Annotated in this window: 20 protein-coding genes; 11 read left to right on the plus strand and 9 right to left on the minus strand. The window is 65.2% G+C overall.

Annotated features, from left to right (window positions below):
- Positions 1-81 precede the first annotated feature (81 nt).
- Together AB4Y63_RS17285 and AB4Y63_RS17290 are read left to right on the plus strand one after the other, a co-directional pair.
- A complete protein-coding gene (locus AB4Y63_RS17285) occupies positions 82-1,446 on the plus strand; it encodes a GH1 family beta-glucosidase (protein WP_441792306.1) in 1,365 nt (454 codons plus the stop codon).
- A gap of 95 nt (positions 1,447-1,541) precedes the next feature.
- Entirely contained in the window at positions 1,542-2,060 is a 519-nt protein-coding gene (locus AB4Y63_RS17290) for a hypothetical protein (protein WP_441792307.1), read from the plus strand.
- On the opposite strand, the gene AB4Y63_RS17295 is transcribed toward AB4Y63_RS17290, so the two are convergent.
- Positions 2,057-3,151 carry an NAD(P)H-dependent flavin oxidoreductase gene (locus AB4Y63_RS17295; RefSeq protein ID WP_441792308.1) on the minus strand — a complete coding sequence of 365 codons (1,095 nt, stop codon included), beginning with the start codon at positions 3,149-3,151 and terminating at the stop codon, positions 2,057-2,059. The genes AB4Y63_RS17290 and AB4Y63_RS17295 overlap by 4 nt on opposite strands.
- Before the next feature lie 107 nt (positions 3,152-3,258).
- Positions 3,259-4,041, minus strand: a complete 783-nt coding sequence (locus AB4Y63_RS17300; RefSeq protein WP_441792309.1) for an oxygenase MpaB family protein — start codon at positions 4,039-4,041, stop codon at positions 3,259-3,261.
- Between the two features lie 198 nt (positions 4,042-4,239).
- Between AB4Y63_RS17300 and AB4Y63_RS17305 the strand changes: the two genes are divergently transcribed.
- Positions 4,240-4,803, plus strand: coding sequence for a YceI family protein (locus AB4Y63_RS17305; protein ID WP_441792310.1), 564 nt, complete (start codon positions 4,240-4,242; stop codon positions 4,801-4,803).
- Between the two features lie 77 nt (positions 4,804-4,880).
- Here the strand turns inward: AB4Y63_RS17305 and AB4Y63_RS17310 are convergent, their stop codons facing one another.
- Positions 4,881-5,930 carry an FUSC family protein gene (locus tag AB4Y63_RS17310; RefSeq protein ID WP_441792311.1) on the minus strand — a complete coding sequence of 350 codons (1,050 nt, stop codon included), beginning with the start codon at positions 5,928-5,930 and terminating at the stop codon, positions 4,881-4,883.
- A 763-nt stretch (positions 5,931-6,693) separates the two neighbouring features.
- Here AB4Y63_RS17310 and AB4Y63_RS17315 point away from each other — a divergent pair.
- Positions 6,694-7,983, plus strand: coding sequence for a DUF222 domain-containing protein (locus AB4Y63_RS17315; RefSeq protein ID WP_441792312.1), 1,290 nt, complete (start codon positions 6,694-6,696; stop codon positions 7,981-7,983).
- 58 nt (positions 7,984-8,041) lie between these two features.
- Here the strand turns inward: AB4Y63_RS17315 and AB4Y63_RS17320 are convergent, their stop codons facing one another.
- Positions 8,042-9,199, minus strand: a complete 1,158-nt coding sequence (locus AB4Y63_RS17320; protein WP_441792313.1) for a winged helix DNA-binding domain-containing protein — start codon at positions 9,197-9,199, stop codon at positions 8,042-8,044.
- A 63-nt stretch (positions 9,200-9,262) separates the two neighbouring features.
- Positions 9,263-10,594: a septation protein SepH gene (gene sepH, locus AB4Y63_RS17325; protein WP_441792314.1), complete on the minus strand. Its 1,332-nt coding sequence runs from the start codon at positions 10,592-10,594 to the stop codon at positions 9,263-9,265.
- 198 nt (positions 10,595-10,792) lie between these two features.
- On the opposite strand from sepH, the gene AB4Y63_RS17330 reads away from it, so the two are divergent.
- Positions 10,793-11,086, plus strand: coding sequence for a DUF4193 domain-containing protein (locus AB4Y63_RS17330; protein WP_441792315.1), 294 nt, complete (start codon positions 10,793-10,795; stop codon positions 11,084-11,086).
- A gap of 34 nt (positions 11,087-11,120) precedes the next feature.
- Here the strand turns inward: AB4Y63_RS17330 and AB4Y63_RS17335 are convergent, their stop codons facing one another.
- Positions 11,121-11,576, minus strand: a complete 456-nt coding sequence (locus AB4Y63_RS17335) for a DUF3093 domain-containing protein (protein WP_441792316.1) — start codon at positions 11,574-11,576, stop codon at positions 11,121-11,123.
- 38 nt (positions 11,577-11,614) lie between these two features.
- Between AB4Y63_RS17335 and dut the strand changes: the two genes are divergently transcribed.
- From dut to AB4Y63_RS17360, 5 genes are all read left to right on the plus strand, one after another.
- The gene (dut, locus tag AB4Y63_RS17340; protein ID WP_441792317.1) at positions 11,615-12,085 is read left to right on the plus strand and encodes a dUTP diphosphatase; all 471 of its coding nucleotides are present in this window, start codon (positions 11,615-11,617) and stop codon (positions 12,083-12,085) included.
- Positions 12,086-12,120: 35 nt separating this feature from the next.
- Positions 12,121-12,711, plus strand: coding sequence for a DUF3710 domain-containing protein (locus AB4Y63_RS17345; protein ID WP_441792397.1), 591 nt, complete (start codon positions 12,121-12,123; stop codon positions 12,709-12,711).
- A gap of 20 nt (positions 12,712-12,731) precedes the next feature.
- Positions 12,732-13,526, plus strand: coding sequence for a DUF3159 domain-containing protein (locus AB4Y63_RS17350; protein WP_441792318.1), 795 nt, complete (start codon positions 12,732-12,734; stop codon positions 13,524-13,526).
- A gap of 209 nt (positions 13,527-13,735) precedes the next feature.
- Positions 13,736-16,585 (plus strand): aconitate hydratase, encoded by a 2,850-nt coding sequence (locus tag AB4Y63_RS17355; RefSeq protein ID WP_441792319.1) that lies wholly within the window; start codon positions 13,736-13,738, stop codon positions 16,583-16,585.
- 93 nt (positions 16,586-16,678) lie between these two features.
- Complete coding sequence (locus AB4Y63_RS17360; RefSeq protein ID WP_441792320.1) at positions 16,679-17,359, plus strand: thermonuclease family protein; 681 nt, start codon at positions 16,679-16,681, stop codon at positions 17,357-17,359.
- Between the two features lie 25 nt (positions 17,360-17,384).
- On the opposite strand, the gene AB4Y63_RS17365 is transcribed toward AB4Y63_RS17360, so the two are convergent.
- Entirely contained in the window at positions 17,385-18,920 is a 1,536-nt protein-coding gene (locus AB4Y63_RS17365) for a carboxylesterase/lipase family protein (RefSeq protein ID WP_441792321.1), read from the minus strand.
- 150 nt (positions 18,921-19,070) lie between these two features.
- Here AB4Y63_RS17365 and dxs point away from each other — a divergent pair, with 150 nt between their 5' ends.
- The gene (gene dxs, locus AB4Y63_RS17370; protein WP_441792322.1) at positions 19,071-21,026 is read left to right on the plus strand and encodes a 1-deoxy-D-xylulose-5-phosphate synthase; all 1,956 of its coding nucleotides are present in this window, start codon (positions 19,071-19,073) and stop codon (positions 21,024-21,026) included.
- Positions 21,027-21,131: 105 nt separating this feature from the next.
- Here the strand turns inward: dxs and AB4Y63_RS17375 are convergent, their stop codons facing one another.
- Both AB4Y63_RS17375 and AB4Y63_RS17380 read right to left on the minus strand, forming a co-directional pair.
- A complete protein-coding gene (locus tag AB4Y63_RS17375) occupies positions 21,132-22,532 on the minus strand; it encodes a purine-cytosine permease family protein (RefSeq protein WP_441792323.1) in 1,401 nt (466 codons plus the stop codon).
- Positions 22,529-23,704 (minus strand): serine hydrolase domain-containing protein, encoded by a 1,176-nt coding sequence (locus AB4Y63_RS17380; RefSeq protein WP_441792324.1) that lies wholly within the window; start codon positions 23,702-23,704, stop codon positions 22,529-22,531. Before AB4Y63_RS17380 ends, AB4Y63_RS17375 begins: the two co-directional genes overlap by 4 nt.
- Between the last annotated feature and the right edge of the window lie 102 nt (positions 23,705-23,806).

Below are 23,806 nucleotides of genomic sequence, written 5' to 3' on the forward strand. Positions count from 1 at the left end.
AGAGGGATCCGGCGCGGTCGGCGCGGAATCAACGTCGAGGCGTCAGGTCCGAACAACGCAAAGTCGCGTGAAAGGTAGTCAATGTCGAACTCCGCATTCCCCTCACTTCCTGCTTCGTTCGTCTGGGGGGTGTCGACGGCCGCCTATCAGATCGAGGGCGCGGTGACCGAAGGCGGCCGAGGTCCGACCAGCTGGGACGCATTCTGCGCCGAGCCGAATCGTGTGTTCGACGGCCAGACGGGCGAGGTCGCCTGCGACCACTACCACCGCTACCCCGAAGACATCGCTCTGATGAAGCAGCTCGGGATCGACGCCTACCGCTTCTCCTTCGCCTGGTCACGCATCCAGCCCACGGGCAGCGGCCCGGTCAACGCCGAAGGGTTGGCGTTCTACGACCGGCTGGTCGACGGCCTGCTCGAAGCCGGCATCACGCCGGCCCCCACCCTGTTCCACTGGGACACCCCGCTCGCGCTCGAGGAGGCGGGCGGCTGGCTGAACCGCGACATCACCGACCGGTTCGCCGACTACGCCAGCATCATGGGAACCCACTTTGCCGATCGCATCCCGCAATGGATCACGATCAACGAACCGGTCGTGCTGACCATGCTCGGCTACGGCGCCGGCATTCAGGCACCGGGCCAGCAGCTGGGCTTCGGCGCGCTGCCAGCCGCCCACCACCAGCTTCTCGCCCATGGCCGTGCTGTCACCGCGTTGCGCGCCGCCGGTGTCGACAACATCGGAATCGCGAACAACCACGCCCCCACCTGGGCGGCCAGTGAGAAAGAGGAAGACCAGCAGGCGGCCGGGCTCTACGACGCCATCGCCAACTGGGTCTTCGCCGATCCGATTCTGCTCGGAACGTATCCAGAGGAGCTTCTGCCATTCCTGCCCGAGGGAGCGCAGGATGACCTGCCGGCGATCAGCGTGCCGATCGACTGGTACGGCATCAACTACTACAACCCGACGAAGATCAGCGCACCGGGGGAGTCGAATGGACTCGTCGACGGCCACGAGATCGACGGCTCGCTGCCCTTTGCGATTCAGGAGATCGAGGGCTACCCGACCACCGACTTCGACTGGCCCGTCATTCCGGCCGGCTTCACCGAACTGCTCACCTCGTTCAAGGCTCGCTACGGCGACGCGCTTCCGCCGATCTACATCACCGAGAACGGATGCGCCATCAACGATGGGCCCGACGCTGACGGCGTCGTGGCCGACCAGCGTCGCATCGACTACACCGGCGCGCATTTGGCGGCCATTGCCGACGCGGTCGATGCCGGTGTCGATGTGCGCGGCTACTTTCACTGGTCATTGCTCGACAACTTCGAATGGGCGGTCGGATACTCTCAGCGCTTCGGCCTCGTCTACACGGACTACGAGACGTTGGAGCGCATTCCGAAGCAGTCCTACTGGTGGTACCGCGACGTCATCCGGAACCACCGATGACAGTGGTGCCCGCCTCGTCGACAAGATCACAGGGGTGAGCTAGGCAGCATCGCCACGTCGTGGTTTCACTGGGCGACCTGTAGCGTGAAAGCACCATGGGACACTTTCTTTCGCCTGCTTCAGCCCGGGCGCTGGCCGAGCTGACCGCTCTGGATGCCGACCCCGAGTCGGCCCCGCTGGCCCGGCTCCACGCACTCCGCCGTCTGCAGATTGCATTGGACGCCGACCCGGCAGCCCTGGCAAGCGCACGCGCTGCTGAGAGCGCCGGTGCCGGTTGGACGGAGATTGCCGAGGCCGCGGGGCTCGGGGCCGCTGCCGCCAAATGGCGGTGGCAAGGAACCGACGAGGAGATCGCCGCCCGGCACGATGCCGGACGCAAACGGGCGGCTCGCCCGAGCAGCGTTCCGACCGACCTGCCCGGGCTCTCGGTCGCCGAAGCCGCAGCACAGCTCGGCGTCACCGCCCAAGCGATCTATCTCAAGGTGAGCCGCGGCACACTGGCGAGCCGCACGGTGGAACTCGCCGACGGGCGCAAGTACAAGCGGGTGTTCCCGAACGGGGATCCCGACGGCACTGCGGGCGGAACGCCCGCCGCCGCTCCGTCGAGCTCCTAGTCCAGGAGCGCCGCCGTCTCGGCCTCCAACGTCTGCATCAGGGCAGATGCCGATCCGGAGTGCGCCAACGGCGCTGCTTGACCGGCCCAGAGCGCCATGAGGTCGGTGTTTTGCCGGGCGATCGCCGCCGGCTTGAACTGGCCGGACAGCCAGTTCTGGGCGGGGAACGGCGCCAACCTGGAGGTCTGCTCGCTCAGTTCGGCGAACATCCGGTTCGGGATGCCACGGGCCAACCGGCCGCTGTAGACCCGGGTCAGCACGGTTCTGGCCGAGTCCGGACTGAGAATGCGTTCCCGGTGGCCCGGCGAGATCGCCGATTCGTCGGTGGTGAGAAAGGCCGTGCCGAGAACAGCGGCATCGGCGCCGAGGGTGAGTGCGGCGGCGATTCCCCGGCCGTCGGCGATGCCGCCGGCGGCGATGACGGGCACACCGACCGCATCGACGACCTGCGGCAGCAGGGAGAACAACCCCATCAGCGAGTCTTCGGCGCTGCTCAGGAACGAGATGCGGTGCCCGCCGGCCTCGAAGCCGCTGGCGACGATGGCGTCGATGCCGGCGGCATCCAGGGCCACGGCCTCCGCCACCGTCGTCGCGGTGCCGACGGTGCGGATTCCCGCCGAGCGGCAGCGGTCGAGCATGTCGGGCGAGGGCACGCCGAAGACGAAGCTGACGACCGCCGGTCGCGCTTCAATGACCGCATCGAGCTGCTCCTCGACAGTGGGCAAGAAGTGGTCGGGCTTGCTCGGCGGTGCGACATCGAGTTCGCGAAAGTAGGGGAGCATCGGTTCGAGCCAGGCGGCGAACTCGGCGTCGGTCGGCGCCAATGCGCTAGCGCTGTCATGGTCGAGCCACAGATTGAGGTTGAACGGCTGATCGGTCGACTCGCGGAGCTGCTCGGCAGTCTGGCGGATGCGCTCGGCATCGTAGCCGTAGAGGCCGAACGAACCGAGTCCGCCCGCGTTGCTGACGGCAGCGGTGAGCGAGACGGAGGAGAGCCCGCCGAACGGTCCGAGCACGACTGGGAGCCGCAGCCCCAGCATCTCGGTCAGCCGTGTCTCTCGCCAGCTCGACGTGCCCCGGTGTGTCGTCATCTGCATCCTTTCGCTCGCACCGAGAGCCTAGACGAACCGCCACGCTGCGGATGCGTCCTGCACCACGCTGCTTCGGTACTGCCTACATCCTCTGGCCGAGGCGCAGGTCACACCATTGACTCACGAAGCGCGCGCAGGTAGTGGTTCTTCGGCCAGTGCCGGATTGCGCGGGGGAGAATCGGGTACACGGTGGAGGTGAACCGCATCAGTCGGTCAAACCGTCGCTGCGAGCGTGGGGTCCAGGGCAGCGCGAAATCAGCACGCAGTTCGGGCGGCAGAAATCCGGTGGTGAGTAAGCGCCCCGTCGGCATCGCGGCACGCAACCAGAGCGGGCCGGTGCGGGGGTGGAGCAATTGGGCCGCGACATTGCGCGTCGTCTCATCGGTCTGCAGTCGTGCGAGCTGATCGTTCCAGTAGGCGGCAAACGCCGCGCGATCGGCCGGCCAGAGCGTGCGCGGAACCTGAAGCTCCGCACCGAGTGCCGCGTAGTCGAGGTACATCTGGTCGGCCTCGGCGTCGCTGAGCGGGCCGAAGACGTGATCGTGCACGGTCATTGCCGAGTCATACAGGGTCGCCGCCACCCACAACTGAAGCTCAGGCGTGAACGCGTTGTACGCCGGATGGTCGACGGATTCCTCGGCGTGGGCGCTGTGAACCGGAACATGAGCCTGGTTGACCCGGCGGCGCACGGCTTTCAGCTCTGCCGGGGTTCCACACGAAACGGCATAGACGTACGTGAGTGTGGCATGCAGACGGTCCAGAGGCCGATTGGTGAAGTCGCTGTGATGGGCCACGCCATGACCGATGGCCGGGTTGGCCAGCTGCAGCAAAATGGCGCGCCCGCCGCCGGCGATCAGAATCGCCTCAGCTGCCTTCTCATTCGTGAACACGCCGACCTCCCGTTACGAGAGCCTAACGGGCTGAGCTGAGTCGGGAACTGCCGGGCACGCGCCCCAGAACCGGAAGTTTCAAGAAAATTGAAAAAGATTGGGTTGCATCGGAATATCTCAAGACTCTATGCGCTTGCATACATCTGTGGGAGGCGAAAACCTCTCGATTGACTTACACCTGTCACATAAGGAGAACGCATGACCGACACGATCACGACCACCATCCCGGGCTACAAGGCTGGCACCTGGACCATCGACCCCACGCACAGCGAGGTCGGCTTCAGCATCCGCCACATCATGATCAGCAAGGTCAAGGGCACGTTCGACAGCTTCAACGCCACGTTCGTCACGGCGGAGAACCCGCTCGACTCGACCGTCACCGCATCCGCCGTTGTCGCCTCGATCAACACGAACGAAGCGAACCGCGACGGACACCTCCGTACCGGCGACTTCTTCGACGCCGAGACCTACCCGACCATCGACTTCGTCTCGACCGGCGTGCGCGAGGTCAAGGGCGACTTCTTCATCGACGGCGACCTGACGATCAAGGGCGTGACCAAGCCTGTCACGTTCGACTTCGAATTCGGCGGCTTCGGTAGCGACCCGTACGGCAACTACAAGGGTGGCGCAACGGCCAAGGCCGTCGTGAACCGTGAAGAGTTCGGCCTCACCTACAACGCCGCGCTCGAGACCGGCGGCGTGCTGCTCGGCGACAAGGTCACCATCACGCTTGAACTGCAGGCAGTGCTCAACCAGGACTAATCGTCGGTTGTGAATGAGGGGTCCCACTTCGGTGGGGCCCCTTTTCTCATGCCCGGCATTCTCAACCCCGGTTGTGCCTACTCGCCGGTGATTTCCTCACGCACGCGACGGAGATCTTCCATGAGCGAACCGATCAGGATCCAATGCTGGGGTGGCGGGGCGGCGATCACCAACGGCGCCGTGAGCGCCGGGTCCTCGGCCAATACCCAGTCCTCCTCGGCCGGAACGCGCTCATCCGGGCGTTCATCCTGACGCGCAAGCAGGCGCAGGTCATGAGCGGCACGCTCGAGTTCGAGCGAGAGCGCCTGCACGGTCGGCTCACGGTAGAGCGTGTCGTCGTAGTGGTCGTGGAGTGCCCTGGTCATGCCGATCGCGCGCGTCACGAGCGCCTTCAAACGTTCGTATCGCACCGTCTCGGCGTCGAGGATCACCCGGTAGGACGCCTGTCGCGGATTCAAGGTGAGGCTCTCCTCGGCCTGCACGATGGCCTTCTCTGCCGACCCCAGCATCGGGCGCAACAGCCGCGCCTCGATCATCATCTCAGCGAGCGCTGCGTTGGTCTGGGGTGCGCGGAGCGCCCTGGCCACCCGGTCGAGCGTGGTGGCGACTTCCCGGGCCAAGAGGGTCAGTGAATCATGCGCCGGGGTCAACAGCACCGGCGGCACGATCAGAATGTTCACGACGAGGGCGATGCCGGCCCCGATGAACGTTTCGATGATGCGGTCGAACGCGTAGGCGGGGGTGGTGGCGCCGATCGACAATACGAGCATCGCGCTGATCGGAAACTGGTTCGACGACCCGGGATTCAGGCGAAGCGCCCAGGCGAGGAAGATGCAGAGCACGACGGCCATCAGCACGATCCAGCTCGAGTTTCCGAAGAGCAAACCGATGCCGTAAGCGACCAGCACGCCGCCGACCACACCGAGCGTGCGCTCGATTGCCTTTCCGAGCGACTGGTTGATGCTGGGCTGCACGACGAGCAAGGCGGCGATCGCCGCGAAGATCGGAAGTTCGGTGGGCAGCAGCAGTTGGGCGACGAACCAGGCGAGGACGGTCGCCACGGATGTCTTGACAGCCTGAAGCAGCGGCACTCGGTTGTTGCTCTGGAACCTGGCAGTCAATCGCACTCTTCCAGGCTAGTGCTGCCTGTCCTGCACCCCGGGCGCGTCCCGGTCTGCACCGTGCTCTTAACCGGCCAGAGCGGCGACTCCGCTCGCGTGGGCATATGCGCCCATTTCGGTGGTTCATTCGCGCCCACCTGCCTGTGCCGCGACGGCGGTCGAGGCCGAAACTCCGTGTGCCGCTCGTGAAGCCGCGACGCGACCTGGGCGTGGGGAATCCCCGCTGGCGTGCGCCATCTCCCACGCCCAGCGGGATTCCCCACGCCGGCATCGCGGCCACACCTGTTCTCGCGGATTGAGGAGCGCCCGACGGCGCCGGCCGCTTCACGAAATCCCGCGACTTGACCTCAGGCGCTGGTGGCACGCGTCTACGAAGCGGGCAGGTGTTCTACCGCGTGCCGCTTTCTCAGACATGTGCCGCGACGGTGGTCGAGCCTGTCGAGACCCCGTGAGTTGCTCTCGAAGCCGCGACCCGATCTGGGCGCGGGGTATCCCCGTCGGCGCGGTGTCTAGCGCGCGCCTAGCGGGATAGCCCGCGCCGGCTTCGCAGCCCCACCCGTTCCGCTTCCGAGGAGCGCCAGACGGAGCGCGCCGAGACCGCGTCCGTCAACTTTCGAGCGCAGCCAGTTGGCCATCCGCCCTCCACAAGCGCCGGGTCGGAAAGTTATCCACAACCCCTGGTCAGATACCCTTTCGTGTCGGCGCCATGTCGGTGGTGCCTGGCAGACTTCAGGGTATGAACCCGTTGTAGGATCGTCTCGGCGAACAGGTGGATCTCGTCGCCGAATTGCACCGCAGGCAGGCCGTGTTGGCCGCCGAGACCGCCGTCGCGATCGACCGGGCGCGGCAGCTCAGTGAGAACCTGACCACGCTCCCGGTGACGGAGTCGACCCTGCGGCAGCGTTGGGCGAACCGGCGGGTGCTTGTCACCGAACTCGCCTGTGCGCTGCGCATTCCGGAACGCACCATGGAGACGCAGATCGCGATCAGCCACGCCCTCATTCACACCCTGCCTGACACGTTCGCCGCGTTGCAGGCCGGGCAGATCAGCTACCGGCACGCCACCGTGCTCGCCGACCAGACGTTCACGCTCAGCCCGGCGGACCGGTCCGCGCTGGAGAAGGCGGTGCTGCCCGGTGCCGGGAACCTGATCGTGTCGAGGTTCGCGCAGAAGGCCCGCAAGGCCCGGGAGCGGTTGGACCCGGAATCGATCACGACCCGGCATCAGAAAAGTGTCGCGGACCGGGCGGTGTTCTTCGAACCGGCCGCCGACGGAATGGCGTACCTCAACGCGTTCCTGCCCGCCGGGCAGGCGCAGGCGATCTGCACCCGGCTGACGAACACCGCGCGCGGGTTGCAACGCGCCGACGAGCCGCGCACCCTGACCCAGTTGAAAGCGGATGTGCTCGTCGACCTGATCCTCGACCGGGACGAGGCCGGCGATGACGACGCGGACGACGACGACGCGGACGAAACCGACGGCGACGGTGGGGCGGCAACGGGCACCGGCCGGAGCCGCCGGAAGCGTCGCCGCGGGATCAAGGCGGACGTCGTGATCCTGGTCCCGGCGTTGACCCTGCTCGGCCGCAGCGTCGAGCCGGCGGTGCTTGAAGGGTACGGGCCGATCGACCTCGACACCGCCCGGGAACTCGCCGGCACCGCCCCCGGCTGGCTGCGAGTGCTCACCAACCCCGAAACCGGGGCGTTCCTCTCCGTCGGCCGCGAACGCTACACCCCACCGGCCGACCTGCGGGCGGCACTGCGACTGCGCGATGCGACCTGCCGGTCACCCGGGTGCAGCCGGGCCGCCGCGGATTGCGACATCGACCACTCGATCCCGTTTTGGGAGAACGGCCACCGCGGCGAAACGAACCTGACCAACCTGGCCTCGCTCTGCCCGAAGAACCACCGCGACAAACACGAAATCGGCTGGTCCTACGTGCAAGACGACACGGGCACCATCACCTGGACCTCGCCGACCGGGCACCAGTACACGACCGAACCCGAACACCGCATCGGGCCCAGCACATTCCCCGACAGCGACCTCGCGCCGTTCTAGCTCGGAAACCTTTTGCAACGGCGCAGCCGATGACCACATGGGGCCGTCACGTGATGGACTATGTCGCCGTCTCGACAAGCTGCACCGGCGTGCCGAGAAACTTCTGGTACTCCCGGATGCTGCGCGCGAAGCTCGCCTGTTGGCGCCCGGTCAGCCCGGCGAAGGGTTGCGGCTCGACAGTCACCCTTGTGCCTGTCTTTTGGCGGCGCCAGGTTCCGATCACCCGACCGCGTTCCAGAATGAGCGGCAGAAAGATGCCGTTCTTGCCCGGCACAACGCGAGAGAAATCTTCATCGGCGACGGCGAAACTGCGATCTGTGTAGCCGAGCAGCATCTCGTCGAAGCCGCCGAGTGCGAGCACGGGGGAGCGTTGCCCGGGAGGGCTTCCCCAGGAACCGGTGTCGGCCTCAGCGGGCAGAAAGTAGCTCACCTCATCGAGCCGGATCTCAATGAGCCTGTCCCGCGCCACAGCCAAGCCGGCCTTCGCATCGGCGACGGTGAGCTTCGCCCACCAGGCGAAGTCTTTCAACGTCGCCGGGCCGTGCCCGGCGAAGTAGCGCAGAACGAACTCCCCGAGGGCTTCGTCACGCTCAAGTCGGCGCGGGTTGGGTACCCACTCGTCGAGCAGAACCAGAGCCTGTGCGTTGCCGATCCTCGGACCCCAGCAGAGCGTGCCGCTTTGTGCGAGGTGCCAGATCAGGTGATAGCCGCGTTGATTCGCCGTCGCAATGCCGTTGGACTCAAGCAGGGCAAGAAACTCGGCCCGGCTGAATGCGCGTCCACCGGCCAACGCTTCCTGGGCAACCACTCGCGCCTTCTCGATCGATGCCAGATCGAGGTCGAGTTGCATGCGCCGGGTCGTCGTACCAGCCATGAGCCGCGAGGTCGTGAGCTGCAGCATCCAGTTCAGGTCGGCCGGTGGCACGAAATGCAGGGTCCCACGCATCGGCCAGGAACGCAGAATGCTTCCCTCGTCGATTGCGCGGTCGACGTCGGCCCGGCTGATACCGGGGGAGCGCACGCCGAGCGCCCAGGCCGCTGCAGGGAGATCTTGTGCCTGCACCGCAAGCAAACGCTCGACGACATCGGCGGGAGTGCAGAGCGGGCCGTTCAGCCCCGTCGCATCAGCAGAGACGGCGGGACCGAGCCCCTGGCGTGACAGGCGGATGCGGATGACGTCGCGTCTCGATGCCGCAGTCGGCGCCGCCGCGCTCACGATTCCACACCGAACTGCGGCCGCCGAGTCATCGGCAGCCGCAGAAGCGTGAGGAGTCGACCGTTAGGCCAGATCGTCGTCGCTACGGGCGCCGAAAACAATCTCATCCCAGCTGGGCATCGAAGCACGTCCGCGTTTGCCGAGGTTGCCGGTGTTGCGAGCCTGGGCTTTCGCCGCCTGAGTCGCCCAAATGTTGGGTGCTGCGGCCGGAGCGGGAGTTTCGTCTGGCTCGGCAGCTGCCGTACCAGCGTCGATCCGGGCGGATTCCGCGGAGGAGGAACCGGTCGAGTCCGAGTCCGGCACTGCTGACGAATCCGACACGAGCCGCATGGCGGCCGGTGTGGACACGGGAGCGGAGCCGGCGGCATCGTGCTCACTGTCGACATCGGCGGTCGAGGCCGGGCTGATCGACGGAACGTCGGGAGCCGAGATGTTCGGCACCGCGGTGGGCAAGACGGTCGGCAACACTGTGGGCAGCGCTGTCGGCGTCGTCGCAAAGCTCGGGGGCAGGGTCGGCAGTTCCATCGTTTCGTTGTACTGCGGAGCGGCGGCGGCTTCACGCTCACCGCGCCGGCGACGCAGCGCTTCGAGAAGATCGGCGGTCTCAGAGAGAGTTGCCGCCGGTTCGACGGCCCGCTTGATTGCCGCGTTGGCGACTGCGTCGGTGGTGCTGCCGGGGCGGGCGTACGGCACCGGGTCAAGGATCGGCGCCGTGTCGTTCAACACCTCGTCGTTCTGCAGCTCTTTGAACGTGAACGCACCGCTGTCAAAACGCGAGATGTCTGCGGGACTCGTCTCAGAACCGACCGCACGAAGGCGGGGGATGAGCGCACCCTTGAGTTCGCCCTGCTGCGAGAGCGCGATGGCCTCGCTGCCGATCGGGGTCAGCGAGTTCTTCTTGGGCTCGAAGCCCCAGCGTGCATCGTGATCGATGTCGTCAGCGGTGAAGGAGAGCTTGATGATCCAGCCTCCGGCCGGTTCTTTCCAGCTCGCCCACCGTTCATCGGTGGCACCGAGCGACGCAAGACGCTCGCGGATGACGTTGCCGAAATTGGCGTCGCCGTCGGTGGGGTCGGGGTCGATCGCGGTGTGCACCGGCACGCTCAGCGCAGACGAGACGATGTATTCGCGTTCGGCGAGCACCGGCCCCTCGAAACGACGCACGTAGTCGAGCGACGCACCCGTCACATCGGCGACATCTTCAGCCGACATCCCAGAACGAATGTGCGACTGAATTTCTCGGGGCGATAATTTCGCCCCATTCGACGGTTCCGATTGGGTTTGGCGAAGTCTCGATTGGAGAACTTCGTCGATGGCAATTCGAAAACGATCACCCTCTTCGCTCGCTGCAAGCAGCGCGCCGTTCTCGACACCGATAACTTTCAATTCCTGCATGGCGAAAGCCCTCTCGCGATCACTGTTAGGCCCCAGAATGTCACGGATTCACGGTTTTAACTGGGAATACACCGGGCGTGCCGGAAGTTGACCCCACTGTTAGGCACAAGACCTGAAAATAGGGTTTGCTATTCGGCGGGGATTGTTGCAAACTATGGCCGCCGATTTCGTTTATCGGCGTTACTGAAATGGATGGGCATGGCAACCGATTACGACGCACCGCGAAAGACCGAAGACGACTCTGAGTCGATTGAGGCCCTCAAGGAGCGTGTCCCTGACAAGATGTCCGGAGTCGTGGATGTCGACGATGCCGACAACCCCGGTGGTTTCGATCTGCCCGGCGCAGATCTGTCCGACCTCGACCTCGACGTTGTTGTACTGCCTCCGCAGGCCGACGAGTTCACCTGTGTTGAGTGCTTCCTCGTGAAGCACCGCTCACAGATGTCTCGTGAATCAAAGCTCGGCCCTGTGTGCAAGGAGTGCGACGCTTAGTCACACACATTGATCTGACGCTCGCTTTTCGAAGCTAGCTGTCTGAGACTGGCCGTCGCGATCCTTCGATCGCGGCGGCCAATTTTTGTGGGTTCCGCGTCGAAATGATCCAGTACGGAGCCGGGTCGTTGGGGTCGGTGATCTCGATGCGCACGATCGACGTGATCCACCCGCGAATCAGCAGCCACGCGCGCATATCCATTCGGGGGCCCCGCTCGGCCGTCGCCTCGGCACCGTCGAAACATTCGACTTCACCGAGCTGCTCGATCGAGATTCGTGCGTGCCCGGCGGTCAGAATGCCGTCGGCCACCTCAATGCGCGGTGACGTCAGCGCCAGCACGAGCACGATTCCGCCGTAGAAGACGATGGCGGTGACGATGCCGGCGAACAGTGAAATGGGGAGCAGAACCAGCAGGCTCGCCGGGATGACGAGGGCGGTGGCCAGGAAGACCCAGGGGGAGGGCCAGAGTTTTTCGCGATATTCGTGCATGGCTCTATTCGATCAGACTTCTGCACTACCCTCGACACGTGACAGAAAGCGTCGAAGTACTGATTACCGCCTCCGTTGTTCCGAGCTACGCGCATCCGGGCGATGCCGGGGCCGATCTTCACTCAGCTGAATCCCTCACACTTGCGCCCGGTGAGCGCGCACTTGTGGGGACCGGAGTGTCGATTGCCCTTCCCGACGGCTATGCCGCGTTCATCGTTCCCCGGAGCGGCCTGGCCGCCAAGCACGGAATCACCATCGTGAACTCGCCGGGCACCGTCGATGCCGGCTATCGCGGCGAGATCAAGGTCGCACTGCTCAATACCGATGCGACGAAGTCATTCGACATTGAAATCGGCGACCGGATCGCCCAGATCATCGTCATGCCCGTCACCCGCGCCACCTTCGTTCCCGTTGACCGCCTTCCGGGCAGCCAACGCGGACACGGCGGATTCGGCTCGACGGGCGTCACTGCCTTTACGTCCACACCCCTGTCAGGAGAAGCCCTGTGAGTGACATTGTGAACCCCGACGCCACATCGGAGAACATGCCGAAGTCCGCGCCGGAAGACCGCGAGACCGAAGGCCCCCTCGATGAGGCCGAAGCCAACCCGGTTCGCCCCTATGTCGACCTGGGTGGAGTGAAGATCCTTCCCCGCGAGGGACTGCACCTGCGCCTTGAGATCGAAGAGGGCAGCAAGCGCGTCGTCGCCATCGGCCTCGACTACGCCGGCTCGACGCTGCAGGTGCAGCCGTTCGCCGCCCCCCGCTCGAGTGGCCTCTGGCACGAGATTCGCGACCAGATCGCCGATCAGATCGGCAAGCAGGGCGGTACCACGACCCTGCGTGAAGGCCCCTTCGGCCCGGAGCTCGTTGCCGAGATCCCCGTTGCAGCAGGTCAGGACACCACCGAATCCACGCGTCTCGCCCGCTTCATCGGCGTCGACGGACCTCGCTGGTTCCTCCGCGGTGTCATCGCCGGCGAAGGCGCCGTCAATGAAGAAGCCGCACTGCAGATCGAAGACCTGTTCCGCAGCATCGTCGTGGTGCGCGGCTCCACCCCGATGCCGCCACGCGACCTGATTCCGCTGCGGATGCCGGCAACGCCGGCCGGTCCGTCAGAGCCCAACGAGATTTAGTCAGGCAGGAGCACGTGTCGATGACGGATGCCCGCGATGAGCAGCCAGCAGGCGACCCGGAGGATTCCGGCGTTGAACCGCGGAGCTCGGGCGACGCTCCCGAATCGTTCTCGAACGCGCTCGGCCAGGGGCTCGCTGCGGCGGCCAAGCGCAGCGGTCTCGGCGGCGTAGCCGACGGTCAGGCACCGACCGGTGCCGCCCTGCTTGCAGCGATGGGCGGCATCCGCGGAATGGCTGAAACCATCCTGCCGGGCCTCGTCTTTCTCGTGCTCTACTCCTTTACCTTCAACCTGCCGCTCGCGCTCGGGGCATCCGTGGCGGTGGCCGTGGTGTTCACCATCGTTCGAATCGTCGGTCGCACGCCGATCACCCAGGCTCTGGCCGGACTCATCGGCGTTGCGGCGTCTGCGGCCCTCGCGCTGTTCAGCGGCAAGGGCAGCGACAACTTCGTGCTCGGGTTGCTGACCAACGCCGGATATGCCGCCGTGCTGCTGATCTCGCTTCTTGTGCGCTGGCCGCTGATTGGGTTGGCCGTCGGCTACCTGATGGGCGATGGCGTCGCCTGGCGTGCGAACAAGAGCAAGTACCGTGCCATGCAGCTGTTGACGCTCGCCTGGCTCGGCATGTTCGTCGCCCGGCTGGCCGTGCAGCTCCCGCTCTACCTGGCCGACAACGTGGCCGGGCTCGCCGTGACCAAACTCATCATGGGCATCCCGCTCTACGCACCGCTTCTTCTGCTCTCCTGGCTGGTCGTGCGGGCGATCTATCGTCGTGATGCGCCGACCGGCCCCGCGGCCACGGATGCCCCGGCCTGATCCCCCCGGAACACACCGACCAGACCTCTCCACGCGGGTCGCAGCTGCTGCTAGAGTTATCTCGACATCGAGATACTTTAGGTATCTCGAACAGCCGGGCCTGCAGGCCCGCACTTAGGCTAACCTTGCTGGCAACAGTGGGGGTTCGGCAGCAAAGATTGGATTGAACTGGTGGCTTTCCACCGGTTCTCCACGAAGGAGAGGGCACCGTGTCGGAGCTTGGAAAATCAGCGGTCAACAGCTTTGGGGCAAAGGACACCCTCCGCGTCGGCGAGACAGACTACGAAGTCTTTCGTCTTGACGCGGTAGCGGGCTTCGAAAAGCTCCCATTCAGCCTGAAGGTGCTGCTCGAGAACCTTCTCCGCACCGAAGACGGCGCCAACATCACCGACGCACACATCCGTGCTCTCGGCGAGTGGGTTCCCACCGCAGAGCCCGACACCGAGATCCAGTTCACGCCGGCCCGCGTGATCATGCAGGACTTCACCGGCGTTCCCTGCATCGTCGACCTCGCCACCATGCGTGAGGCAGTCGAAGCCCTCGGCGGCGACCCCAAGAAGATCAACCCCCTCGCTCCGGCCGAGATGGTCATCGACCACTCCGTCATCGCCGACCTCTTCGGCACCGAGAACGCCTTCGAGCGCAACGTCGAGATCGAGTACGAGCGCAACGGCGAGCGTTACCAGTTCCTGCGCTGGGGCCAGACCGCGTTCGACGACTTCAAGGTCGTCCCGCCCGGAACCGGCATCGTTCACCAGGTTAACATTGAGCACCTCGCCCGCGTCACCATGACCCGCGAGGTCAACGGCGTTCTCCAGGCCTACCCCGACACCTGCGTCGGCACCGACTCGCACACCACCATGGTCAACGGCCTCGGCGTGCTCGGTTGGGGCGTCGGCGGAATCGAAGCCGAAGCAGCGATGCTCGGCCAGCCCGTCTCGATGCTCATCCCGAAGGTTGTCGGCTTCAAGCTCAACGGCACCATCCCGACCGGCGTCACCGCAACGGATGTCGTGCTCACGATCACTCAGATGCTGCGTCGCCACGGCGTCGTCGGCAAGTTCGTCGAGTTCTACGGAGCCGGCGTTGCCGCCGTTCCGCTGGCGAACCGCGCCACCATCGGAAACATGAGCCCGGAGTTCGGTTCCACGGCTGCCATGTTCCCGATCGACGACGTCACCCTCGACTACCTGCGCCTCACCGGCCGCAGCGCCGAGCAGGTTGCCCTCGTCGAGGCGTACTCCAAGCTGCAGGGCCTCTGGCACAACGCAGACGCTGAGCCCGTCTTCAGCGAGTACCTCGAACTCGACCTCGGCACCGTCGTACCGTCGATCGCCGGCCCGAAGCGTCCGCAGGACCGCATCGAGCTGTCGAAGGCGAAGAGCCAGTTCGAGATCGACCTCGACAACTACGCCTCGACCCCGATCTCGGGTGTCGACGCGGCCATCGAGGGCACCTTCCCGGCCTCCGACCCGATCGGTCTGACGCCGCAGGATGAAGAGACCGCTCACCGCATCTCGCACCAGTCGGGCGACTCACACCACGCGAGCCACGCGCCGGTCTCACACACGCAGCCGACCCAGGTCGCCCTGGCCGACGGCCGTGAGTTCACGATCGACAACGGTGCCGTCGCCATCGCCGCAATCACCTCGTGCACCAACACCTCGAACCCCTCGGTGATGCTCGCTGCCGGTCTCCTAGCCCGCAACGCCTCGCTGAAGGGCTTGAAGTCGAAGCCGTGGGTCAAGACCACGCTTGCTCCGGGCTCCAAGGTCGTCACCGACTACTACGCAAAGGCCGGCCTCAACGGCTACCTCGAAGACCTCGGTTTCTACCTGGTCGGTTACGGCTGCACGACCTGCATCGGTAACTCCGGCCCGCTGGAAGACGAAATCTCCGCTGCGATCAACGAGAACGACCTGGCCGTCACGGCAGTTCTCTCGGGCAACCGCAACTTCGAGGGGCGCATCAACCCCGACGTGAAGATGAACTACCTCGCCAGCCCGCCGCTGGTCATCGCCTATGCACTGGCCGGGTCGATGAACTTCGACTTCGACACGGATGCTCTGGGTCAGGACCACGACGGCAACGACGTGTTCCTCAAGGACATCTGGCCCGACGCGGCCGAGGTGCAGAAGACCATCGACGAGTCGATCGACTCCGGCATGTTCGAGACGCAGTACGCGGGCGTCTTCGAGGGTGACGAGCGCTGGCGTTCGCTGGAGACCCCGACCGGTGCCACCTTCGAGTGGAACCCCGAGTCGACCTACGTGCGTCGCCCCCCGTACTTCGAGGGAATGACCATGGAGACCACGCCGGTCACCAACATCGAGGGCGCGCGCGTTCTCGCGAAGCTCGGCGACTCGGTCACCACCGACCACATCAGCCCCGCCGGTTCGATCAAGGCCGACAGCCCCGCCGGCCGTTACCTCGACGAGCACGGTGTCGCTCGCATCGACTACAACTCCTACGGCTCGCGTCGCGGAAACCACGAGATCATGATTCGTGGCACCTTCGCCAACATCCGTCTGCGTAACCTGCTGCTCGACGGCGTCGAGGGTGGCTACACCCGCGACTTCACGCAGGCCGACGGCCCGCAGTCGTTCATCTACGACGCATCGCAGAACTACCAGGCAGCCGGCACCCCGCTGGTCATCTTCGGTGGCAAGGAGTACGGCTCCGGTTCGTCGCGTGACTGGGCAGCCAAGGGAACCAGCCTGCTCGGCGTCAAGGCCGTCATCACCGAGAGCTTTGAGCGTATTCACCGCTCGAACCTCATCGGTATGGGTGTCGTGCCGCTGCAGTTCCCGGCCGGTGAAAGCTGGGCGTCGCTCGGCCTCGATGGCACGGAGTCCGTCACGATCACGGGCATCGACGAGCTGAACAACGGCACCACCCCGAAGACGGTGCGCGTCGTCGCGACCCCGACCGAGAACTCGCCGGCCGGCAAGGCCGTCGTTGAGTTCGACGCCGTCGTGCGCATCGACACCCCGGGTGAGGCTGACTACTACCGCAACGGCGGCATTCTGCAGTACGTGCTGCGCTCGCTCGTCGCGTAGTCACACCCCGTAGCAACTCAGAGGGCCGGATTCCGAACGGAATCCGGCCCTCTGTGCATCTCCGGCCATCCACGTGTGTCCTAGTCTCAAATGATGGGGAATCGAAGCGTGAAGCGAATCGGCACGTTCACCGTCGGGGCCGTGATTGTGGCGGCGGTCTTCGCTTTCTCGCCGTTGATTGTCCCGATGATTTCGTCTGCTCCGGCTTCGTTCAGAGCCATGCTGGCTTCAGCCACGGAGGGCGGCAGTTCGGAGTCGCTCACCGCGAATGCCGAAAGCGGGGCGGTACCGGCGGATGTCGTGCCGGAGGAGGCCGCTGGGGCCGACAGTTCTGACGTCCCTGCCCGCCCGGCCGATGCCACGGTGATGACCGTTGACTATGTGCACGACGGCGACACACTCTTTCTCCTGCCTGCCGATGCTGCCACGTCGGACTCCAGCAGACTCAAAGTGCGTCTCCTCGGACTGGACACTCCCGAGGTCGGCGACAACGCCGAATGCTACGGCAGTGAAGCGACCGAGCAGCTGCGTGCGCTCCTGCCGGAGGGGACTGAGGTCGGTGTCACGGGCGACGTCGAGCCGCTCGATCAATACGGCCGCAGCCTGTTCTATCTGTGGACCGAGGACGGCCACTTCGTCAACTACGAGCTGGTTGCCGGCGGTGCGGCCGAAGAAGTCACCTATGCGCCGAACGACGCCTACTCGGAGCTCCTTCGCTGGGCCGAAGACTCCGCCCGGTCATCGGGCGTTGGCCTGTGGGGTACCTGCTCGTAAGGCGGCTGCTGGCTCCAGTCGGCAGCTACCGCCAGCTCGCCCGCTCGTCTTCACGTGGGGAATGAGCGAGCGGGTTGGCCGTGCCATCCCAGACCCGAACCGGGCGGTAGGAATTCCAGGTCGGCCAGCCGGGATCTCCCGTCTTCGCGAAGCGCACCCAGGCGTCGTGCATGTCGGTGGCCAGCTGCTGCGGAGCCGTCGGCCCGGCCATGCCTTGCGCATCGTCGCTTGCGAGGGTGTCGAAAACGAATCCGAGTTCGAGCGCATGGCAGGCGCCGAGGTCGGCGACGGGGGAGCGCCAGGCAAACTCGTAGACGTGCGTGGTCGCCCCATCCGGTTGGGCAAAACGGGCGTCGGCCAGGCGGTTCACCGGCACACGCAACAGCAGATCGGTGGCGAGAGCACCAAAGAGCTCGCCCACGCTGCAGCCGGGCCGGTTGCGCCGATAGCGGCTGACTGTGCGCGGCGAGATGCGAAACTTCAGCATCGCTACGAGGATGTGCAGCCAGCCGACTTTCTGCATCAGTCCGGTCGGGATGAACCAGAGCCGGTACTCCTCAGTGTTCGTGCCGATCAGGAGCGGGATGCCTCTGCCGGCGCCGGCCGCGAGGGCCGTGCCGGGATTTCTCGGCACCAGGTTGGAGTCGAGCGTGAGGGTGTAGGCCGGGCCGCCGGTGATCGGCGTCGTGCCGGCCGTCACACGTTTCTGCGCTTCGAGAAGCCGCGTCGCGCTCATGGCGGAGAACGCAGCCCGGTTGGCGGGAATCTGCAGGTCCTTCGCCATCAGATCGGTAATGAGCCGGCTCTTCTTGCGGGGCCGCGAGTCGGGCGGACCACTCTGCATGATCGCGCGATCGAAGAGGGCGGATGCATCGGGGTGCGCGAGCAACGCGGCGATGCAGATCGCGCCCGCTGATTCACCCATCACCGTGACGTTGGCCGGGTCTCCGCCGAACGCGGCGGCGTTGTGCCGCACCCACTGCAGTGCCGCGACCTGGTCGGCAAGGCCCAGGTTGGTGTCGGCGTCGTCGAGCACCGAAAATCCTTCGGCGCCGAGCCGGTAATTGACCCCGATGAACACCACGCCGTCGCGCGCGAAGGCGGTTCCGTCGTAGGCCGTGATCGCATTCGACCCGCGGCTGAGCGAACCGCCGTGGATCCAGACGATCACCGGATGTGCAGCATCGGATGTTGCCGCCTCGAATGCTGTCGCTGCGGACGCTGTCGCATCGGATACTGGCAACTCGGCCGGAGTCGCGGCCGGCGCCCAGATGTTCACATTCAAGATCTCGTCGCCCGGGACCGTCACTGTGGAGAGGTAGTTCTCCATTCCGCCGGCATAGGGCAACTGCGGGGGCGTGGCGCCCATCTGCCGACAGTCGCGTTCGCCTTCGTGGGCGGCAACGGGCTGCGGGGCGGCGAACCGATTCGCGCCGACGGGGGCTGCGGCGTACGGAACGCCCCAATAGCGGTCGATCTGTGCGAGGCGCACACCGCGAATTCGGCCACTGGTGATGGTGACGGCGGGTGCGGCATCCGCGCCGATGGTCTCGACCTGCATCCTTGCTCTCCCTCGAACGTTCGACTGCGGTCCATCATGCCGGATGCGGGACTCTGGCGCGCGAAAGGCGATGCTCGGAGTTCAACCAGTCGCACGGCATAGACTTGTGCTTTCAGTTCGACCGGCGTGCCGGTACACGAAAGGCAGTGCATGACCCTTCTTGAGTCGATCACTGGTCCCCGCGATCTCGACGCCCTCTCGAAGGAACAGCTGCTTCAGCTTTCCGCTGAGATCCGCGAATTTCTGGTGCAGGAGATTGCCAAGACCGGTGGTCACCTGGGCCCGAACCTGGGCGTCGTCGAGACGACCATCGCCATCCACCGTGTGTTCGATTCGCCCAAGGATGCGATCATCTTCGACACCGGGCACCAGTCGTATGTGCACAAACTGCTGACCGGACGGCAAGATTTCGCCCGTCTGCGCCAGACCGGCGGCTTGGCCGGCTACCCGCAGCGCTCCGAGTCGGTGCACGACATCGTCGAGAGCTCGCACGCGTCGAGTTCGCTCTCGTGGGCTGATGGGATCTCCCGGGCCTTCGCCATGACCGGACAGAACGACCGCCACGTGATCGCTGTCGTCGGCGACGGCGCGCTGACCGGCGGCATGACCTGGGAAGCGCTGAACAACATCAGCGACGACAACACCCGGCGCCTCATCATCGTGGTCAACGACAACGGCCGCTCGTACGCACCGACCATCGGCGGCATGGCCCGCTTCCTGAACACGGTGCGCACCCGGCGCAGCTACCGCAATCTGTACATTTCGAGTCGTGACGCCTTCGACAAGCTCGGCTCGCCCGGGCGGGCCTTCTACCGCGGTGTGCGCGGCGGCCTCCACGGCTTCCTCTCACGCTTCTCGAACAACGAGGCGCTCTACTCGAACCTCGACATCAAGTACATCGGCCCGGTCGACGGTCACGATCTCGACGCGATGCAGGAAGCCCTCAACCAGGCCAAGGGCTACGGCGCCCCGGTGATCGTTCACACGATCACTCAGAAGGGCAAAGGCTACGAGCCGGCGATCCAGGACACGGCAGACCAATTCCACGCCGTCGGCCAGATCGACCCGGAGACCGGTGAATCGGTCGAGCTGGCCGGTGCCCCGAGCTGGACCTCGGTGTTCGCCGATGAGTTACTGCGGCTCGCCACCGAAAATGAACGCCTCGTCGGAATCACAGCCGCGATGCTCCGCCCGACCGGACTGCACCGCATGGCCGAGCGTTTTCCGAACCGGGTGCACGATGTCGGCATCGCCGAACAGCACGCGGTGACCAGTGCAGCCGGGCTGGCCTTCGGCGGCCTGCACCCGGTTGTCGCTCTCTACGCGACATTCATGAACCGGGCGTTCGACCAGGTTTTGATGGATGTCGCGCTGCACAAGGCCGGGGTAACCTTCGTTCTCGACCGGGCCGGTGTCACCGGTCCAGACGGTCCGAGCCATCACGGCATGTGGGACCTCGCAATTCTTCAGGTCGTGCCGGGGATCCGTCTGGCGGCCCCGCGCGACGAACCTCGTCTGCGCGAAGAGCTCGTCGAGGCCGTCGCGGTGGAAGACGCCCCAACGGTACTGCGGTTCCCGAAGGGCAGCACCGGCACCGACTACCCGGCGGTGCGTCGACTGGACGACGGGGCCGATATCCTTCGCGAGTCGGCACAGAAAGATGTGCTGATCGTCACGGTCGGGCCGATGGCCGGGATGGGACTCGAGATCGCCGAGAATCTGGCCGCCGCCGGCATCGGGGCGACGGTCGTCGACCCGCGCTGGGTGGTTCCGGTGCCGAAGAGCATCGTGACCCTCTCGGCCGAGTACCGCCTCGTCGTGAGTATCGAAGACGGCATCCGGGTCGGGGGCGTGGGAACTCGCATCCGTCAAGACCTGCGCGAAGCCGGCGTCGACACCGCCGTGACCGAGCTGGGTCTGCCCGACGAGTTCCTCGACCACGGTACGCGTGCTGAGATTCTCGAGCGGGTCGGTCTGACCGCTGAGAAGATCTCGCACGATGTCATCGGGATGGTGCAGGGCAGCAAGCTTCCCCGGGCACGGGCGTTGGCCGCGGACGGCACGAACACCGGCGCAATTCCGGTGATCTTTCACCCGCAGGCGTAGCCCACACCGCCGCCGGCCCGGGGCACGTGGCACTTGAAGACCGAAAGCGGTCGGGACCAGACCTGGTCCCGACCGCTTCTCACATCAAGAGAGTGGAATCTCCTGTCAGCCGACGATATCGGCGGCCAGGTCGGATTGGGGTGACTTCACTTTCTGCGTCTGTGCATATCCGAGGTAGAGCACGGTGGGCAGCACGAGACCAACGATCCAGGCGAGGTCTGCGCCGCCGAGGAGCGGGACGAAGGGGCCGACGAACAGGGTGCTGTTGATGAACGGGATCTCGGCGGCGATCGCGACCAGGTAGATGATGACAGCCGGCCAGTTGACGAGTTTGTACACCCCGCGCGGTTTGAAGAGCTCAGCGACCTCGTAATTGCCCTTACGCACGAAGTAGTAGTCCGTCAGGTTGATCGCCGTCCACGGCACCAGCAAGTACAGCAAGAACAGGGTGATCTGTTGGACGGTTCCCAGGATGTCTCCGTTGGCCGCGATAGTGATCGTGGAGACGATGACGGAGAAGACGATGACGAAGATGGTTCGGACCCTCGGCGTTGCCCGACCGTTTCCTTCGGCGGAGACGGCGCTGATGAAGCTGAGATATGCGCCGTATGCTCCGTTGGCGCCGGCGGGAATGACACTGATCAGGAGCGCGAACAGGATGACCCCGCTCAGGCCGGGCACCAGGCCGCTCAGAAAGCCGATGGCGTCCTCACCCATGTTCTCTGCGCTGATCGAAGCGGCGAGGGCGCCCAGGATCATCACCCAGGATGCCCCGAGCGTGGAGCCGACGTAGGTCCAGGCGAACGTCGTGCTCGCCGGGGTGTTGGCCGGAAGATACCTCGAGTAGTCGGAGACATACGGCGCCCAGGTGATCTGCCACGAGATGAAGATCGAGAGCGCGAGCAGCACCGTGCCGAACGCGGGCGGTGGGCCAACCGGAAGCTCACTCGGCAGCTGGGAGAGCAGGGCGATAGTCAGCACGGCGAACAGAATCGTCGAGATGACGGTGACGACTCGGCTGGTGATGTGGATGAGGCGGTAGCCGACGATTGCGATGACGGCGCCGATCGAGGCCTGGATGATCACGGAGCTGGCGAAGGGGATGTGCGCCCAGGTGGCCAACGCTTGTCCGGTGACGACCCCGCCTTCGATGGCGAATCCGGCGTACATGCAGAGGACGATTGCGACCGGGAGCAGCGCACCGAGGAATCCGAACTGCGCACGACTCTGAATCATCTGGGGAACGCCCATCCGCGGTCCTTGTACGGAGTGGTAGGCCATGAAGACCCCGCCGATGAGATTGCCGACGACGATCGTGATGATCGCCCAGACAAGATCGAGGCCGACGATGACGGCCAGTGCGCCGGTGACGAGACCGGTGATTTGCAGGTTGCTGGAGAACCAGACGGTGAACAGGTGCCACGGCTTCCCGTGACGCTCGTTGAGTGGAATGTAGTCGATGGAGCGTTGCTCGAGCGCGCCGGTGCGCGGCTGATCGGTGCTCATTTGCTCGTCCTTTCGGGGCGATTGTCGGCGGGGCGCGAACCGGTTGCGCGGGAGGCAATGGATCGCAGTGCGTTGATGTGCTGGCTGCTGTGTCCGAGTGGGTCGACTTCGCTGGAGAATTTCGCGATGATGACTCCGGTGGTCGGGTCGAGCCAGAGGTACTGGCCGAAGATTCCGACGGCATAGAACGAGCCGTGGCTGTCTCCGGGAACCCACCACTGGTTTCGGTAGGTGCCCGGGCGGGGCTCCTCGTCGCTGAACGTGTCGAAGTCGCCGCCGCGGGAGGTCGCGCGAATCCACTCCTCTGGGATGACCTGACGCCCGTCGATCCGGCCGCCATCGAGGATGAGCCGGCCGAATCGGGCGAGGTCACGCAATCGCATGTTGATGCCCGCACAGGCATAGGGCGTGCCATGGTTGTCGACGGTGATGAGCGCATCAGCTTCGGCGCCGAGGTGCTGCCAGAGTTTCGTCTCCAGAAGCCGCGCATAGGGGATGCCCGCCGCCCTTTCGAGCACCCAGGCCAGCACATCCGTGGTCGCGGAGCAATACTGGAATGCCGCTCCGTGCTCGCCGGAACCTTGCAGCCCTTCGAGAAACGCCCGCGTTCCGTCTGCGTCATCAGCGCGCCGCGGCCGCCAGCCGGCCGAGCGGTCGCCGGCCTGCACTTCGGTCGACGGATCGGTGTAACTCATGTCGAAGTCAGGGGCGGCGGTCATGTCCAGAAGCTGGCGCACGGTGGCTCCACCGTAGGAGCCGCCGGCGAGCTCGGGGATGCACCTGATGGTCGGAGCGTCGACGTCGAGAAGACCCTCGCCAACGAGAATTCCCGCGACCATCGCGCATACCGATTTTGAGATCGACATGACGATGTGGCGCGACTCCGGCGTGTTGTCGTCGAAGTACTTTTCGTAGAGAATCTCATCGTCGTGGAGAACGATGATGGAATCGGTGTTGGTCAGCGCCAGAAACTCGTGCAGCGGTGCCTCGCGCTCGGGCGAGAGAGCCACGGTGCACGCCTCGAGGTTCTGCGGTGAATCCGAGGCGTGCAGGGGGAGGGGCGCACGATCGCCTCTGGAGATCACATCCGTGGCTACGAGTTTGTCGACCTGGTGCAGCGAACGACGATTATGTGGCGGCGTGAGCCACGTGTCGAGTGAGAGTAGGGACACAACGACTCCTTTGTCTGAGTAATGGGCTGTCTGAGTAATGGGCGCTTGAACGTTTGGTCAATCGTTTCGGAGCGGCATTATTCTGTCCAATGCCTATTGCTG

The organism is Leifsonia sp. YAF41, assembly GCF_052113185.1.
Lineage (GTDB): Bacteria > Actinomycetota > Actinomycetes > Actinomycetales > Microbacteriaceae > Cryobacterium.

Coding starts and splice junctions, on each gene's coding strand:
- AB4Y63_RS17285 (WP_441792306.1), top strand. CDS start 82: ATGTCGAACTCCGCATTCCCCTCACTTCCTGCTTCGTTCGTCTGGGGG.
- AB4Y63_RS17290 (WP_441792307.1), top strand. CDS start 1,542: ATGGGACACTTTCTTTCGCCTGCTTCAGCCCGGGCGCTGGCCGAGCTG.
- AB4Y63_RS17295 (WP_441792308.1), bottom strand. CDS start 3,151: ATGACGACACACCGGGGCACGTCGAGCTGGCGAGAGACACGGCTGACC.
- AB4Y63_RS17305 (WP_441792310.1), top strand. CDS start 4,240: ATGACCGACACGATCACGACCACCATCCCGGGCTACAAGGCTGGCACC.
- sepH (WP_441792314.1), bottom strand. CDS start 10,594: ATGCAGGAATTGAAAGTTATCGGTGTCGAGAACGGCGCGCTGCTTGCA.
- AB4Y63_RS17330 (WP_441792315.1), top strand. CDS start 10,793: ATGGCAACCGATTACGACGCACCGCGAAAGACCGAAGACGACTCTGAG.
- AB4Y63_RS17335 (WP_441792316.1), bottom strand. CDS start 11,576: ATGCACGAATATCGCGAAAAACTCTGGCCCTCCCCCTGGGTCTTCCTG.
- AB4Y63_RS17345 (WP_441792397.1), top strand. CDS start 12,121: ATGCCGAAGTCCGCGCCGGAAGACCGCGAGACCGAAGGCCCCCTCGAT.
- AB4Y63_RS17350 (WP_441792318.1), top strand. CDS start 12,732: ATGACGGATGCCCGCGATGAGCAGCCAGCAGGCGACCCGGAGGATTCC.
- AB4Y63_RS17360 (WP_441792320.1), top strand. CDS start 16,679: ATGGGGAATCGAAGCGTGAAGCGAATCGGCACGTTCACCGTCGGGGCC.
- AB4Y63_RS17365 (WP_441792321.1), bottom strand. CDS start 18,920: ATGCAGGTCGAGACCATCGGCGCGGATGCCGCACCCGCCGTCACCATC.
- dxs (WP_441792322.1), top strand. CDS start 19,071: ATGACCCTTCTTGAGTCGATCACTGGTCCCCGCGATCTCGACGCCCTC.
- AB4Y63_RS17375 (WP_441792323.1), bottom strand. CDS start 22,532: ATGAGCACCGATCAGCCGCGCACCGGCGCGCTCGAGCAACGCTCCATC.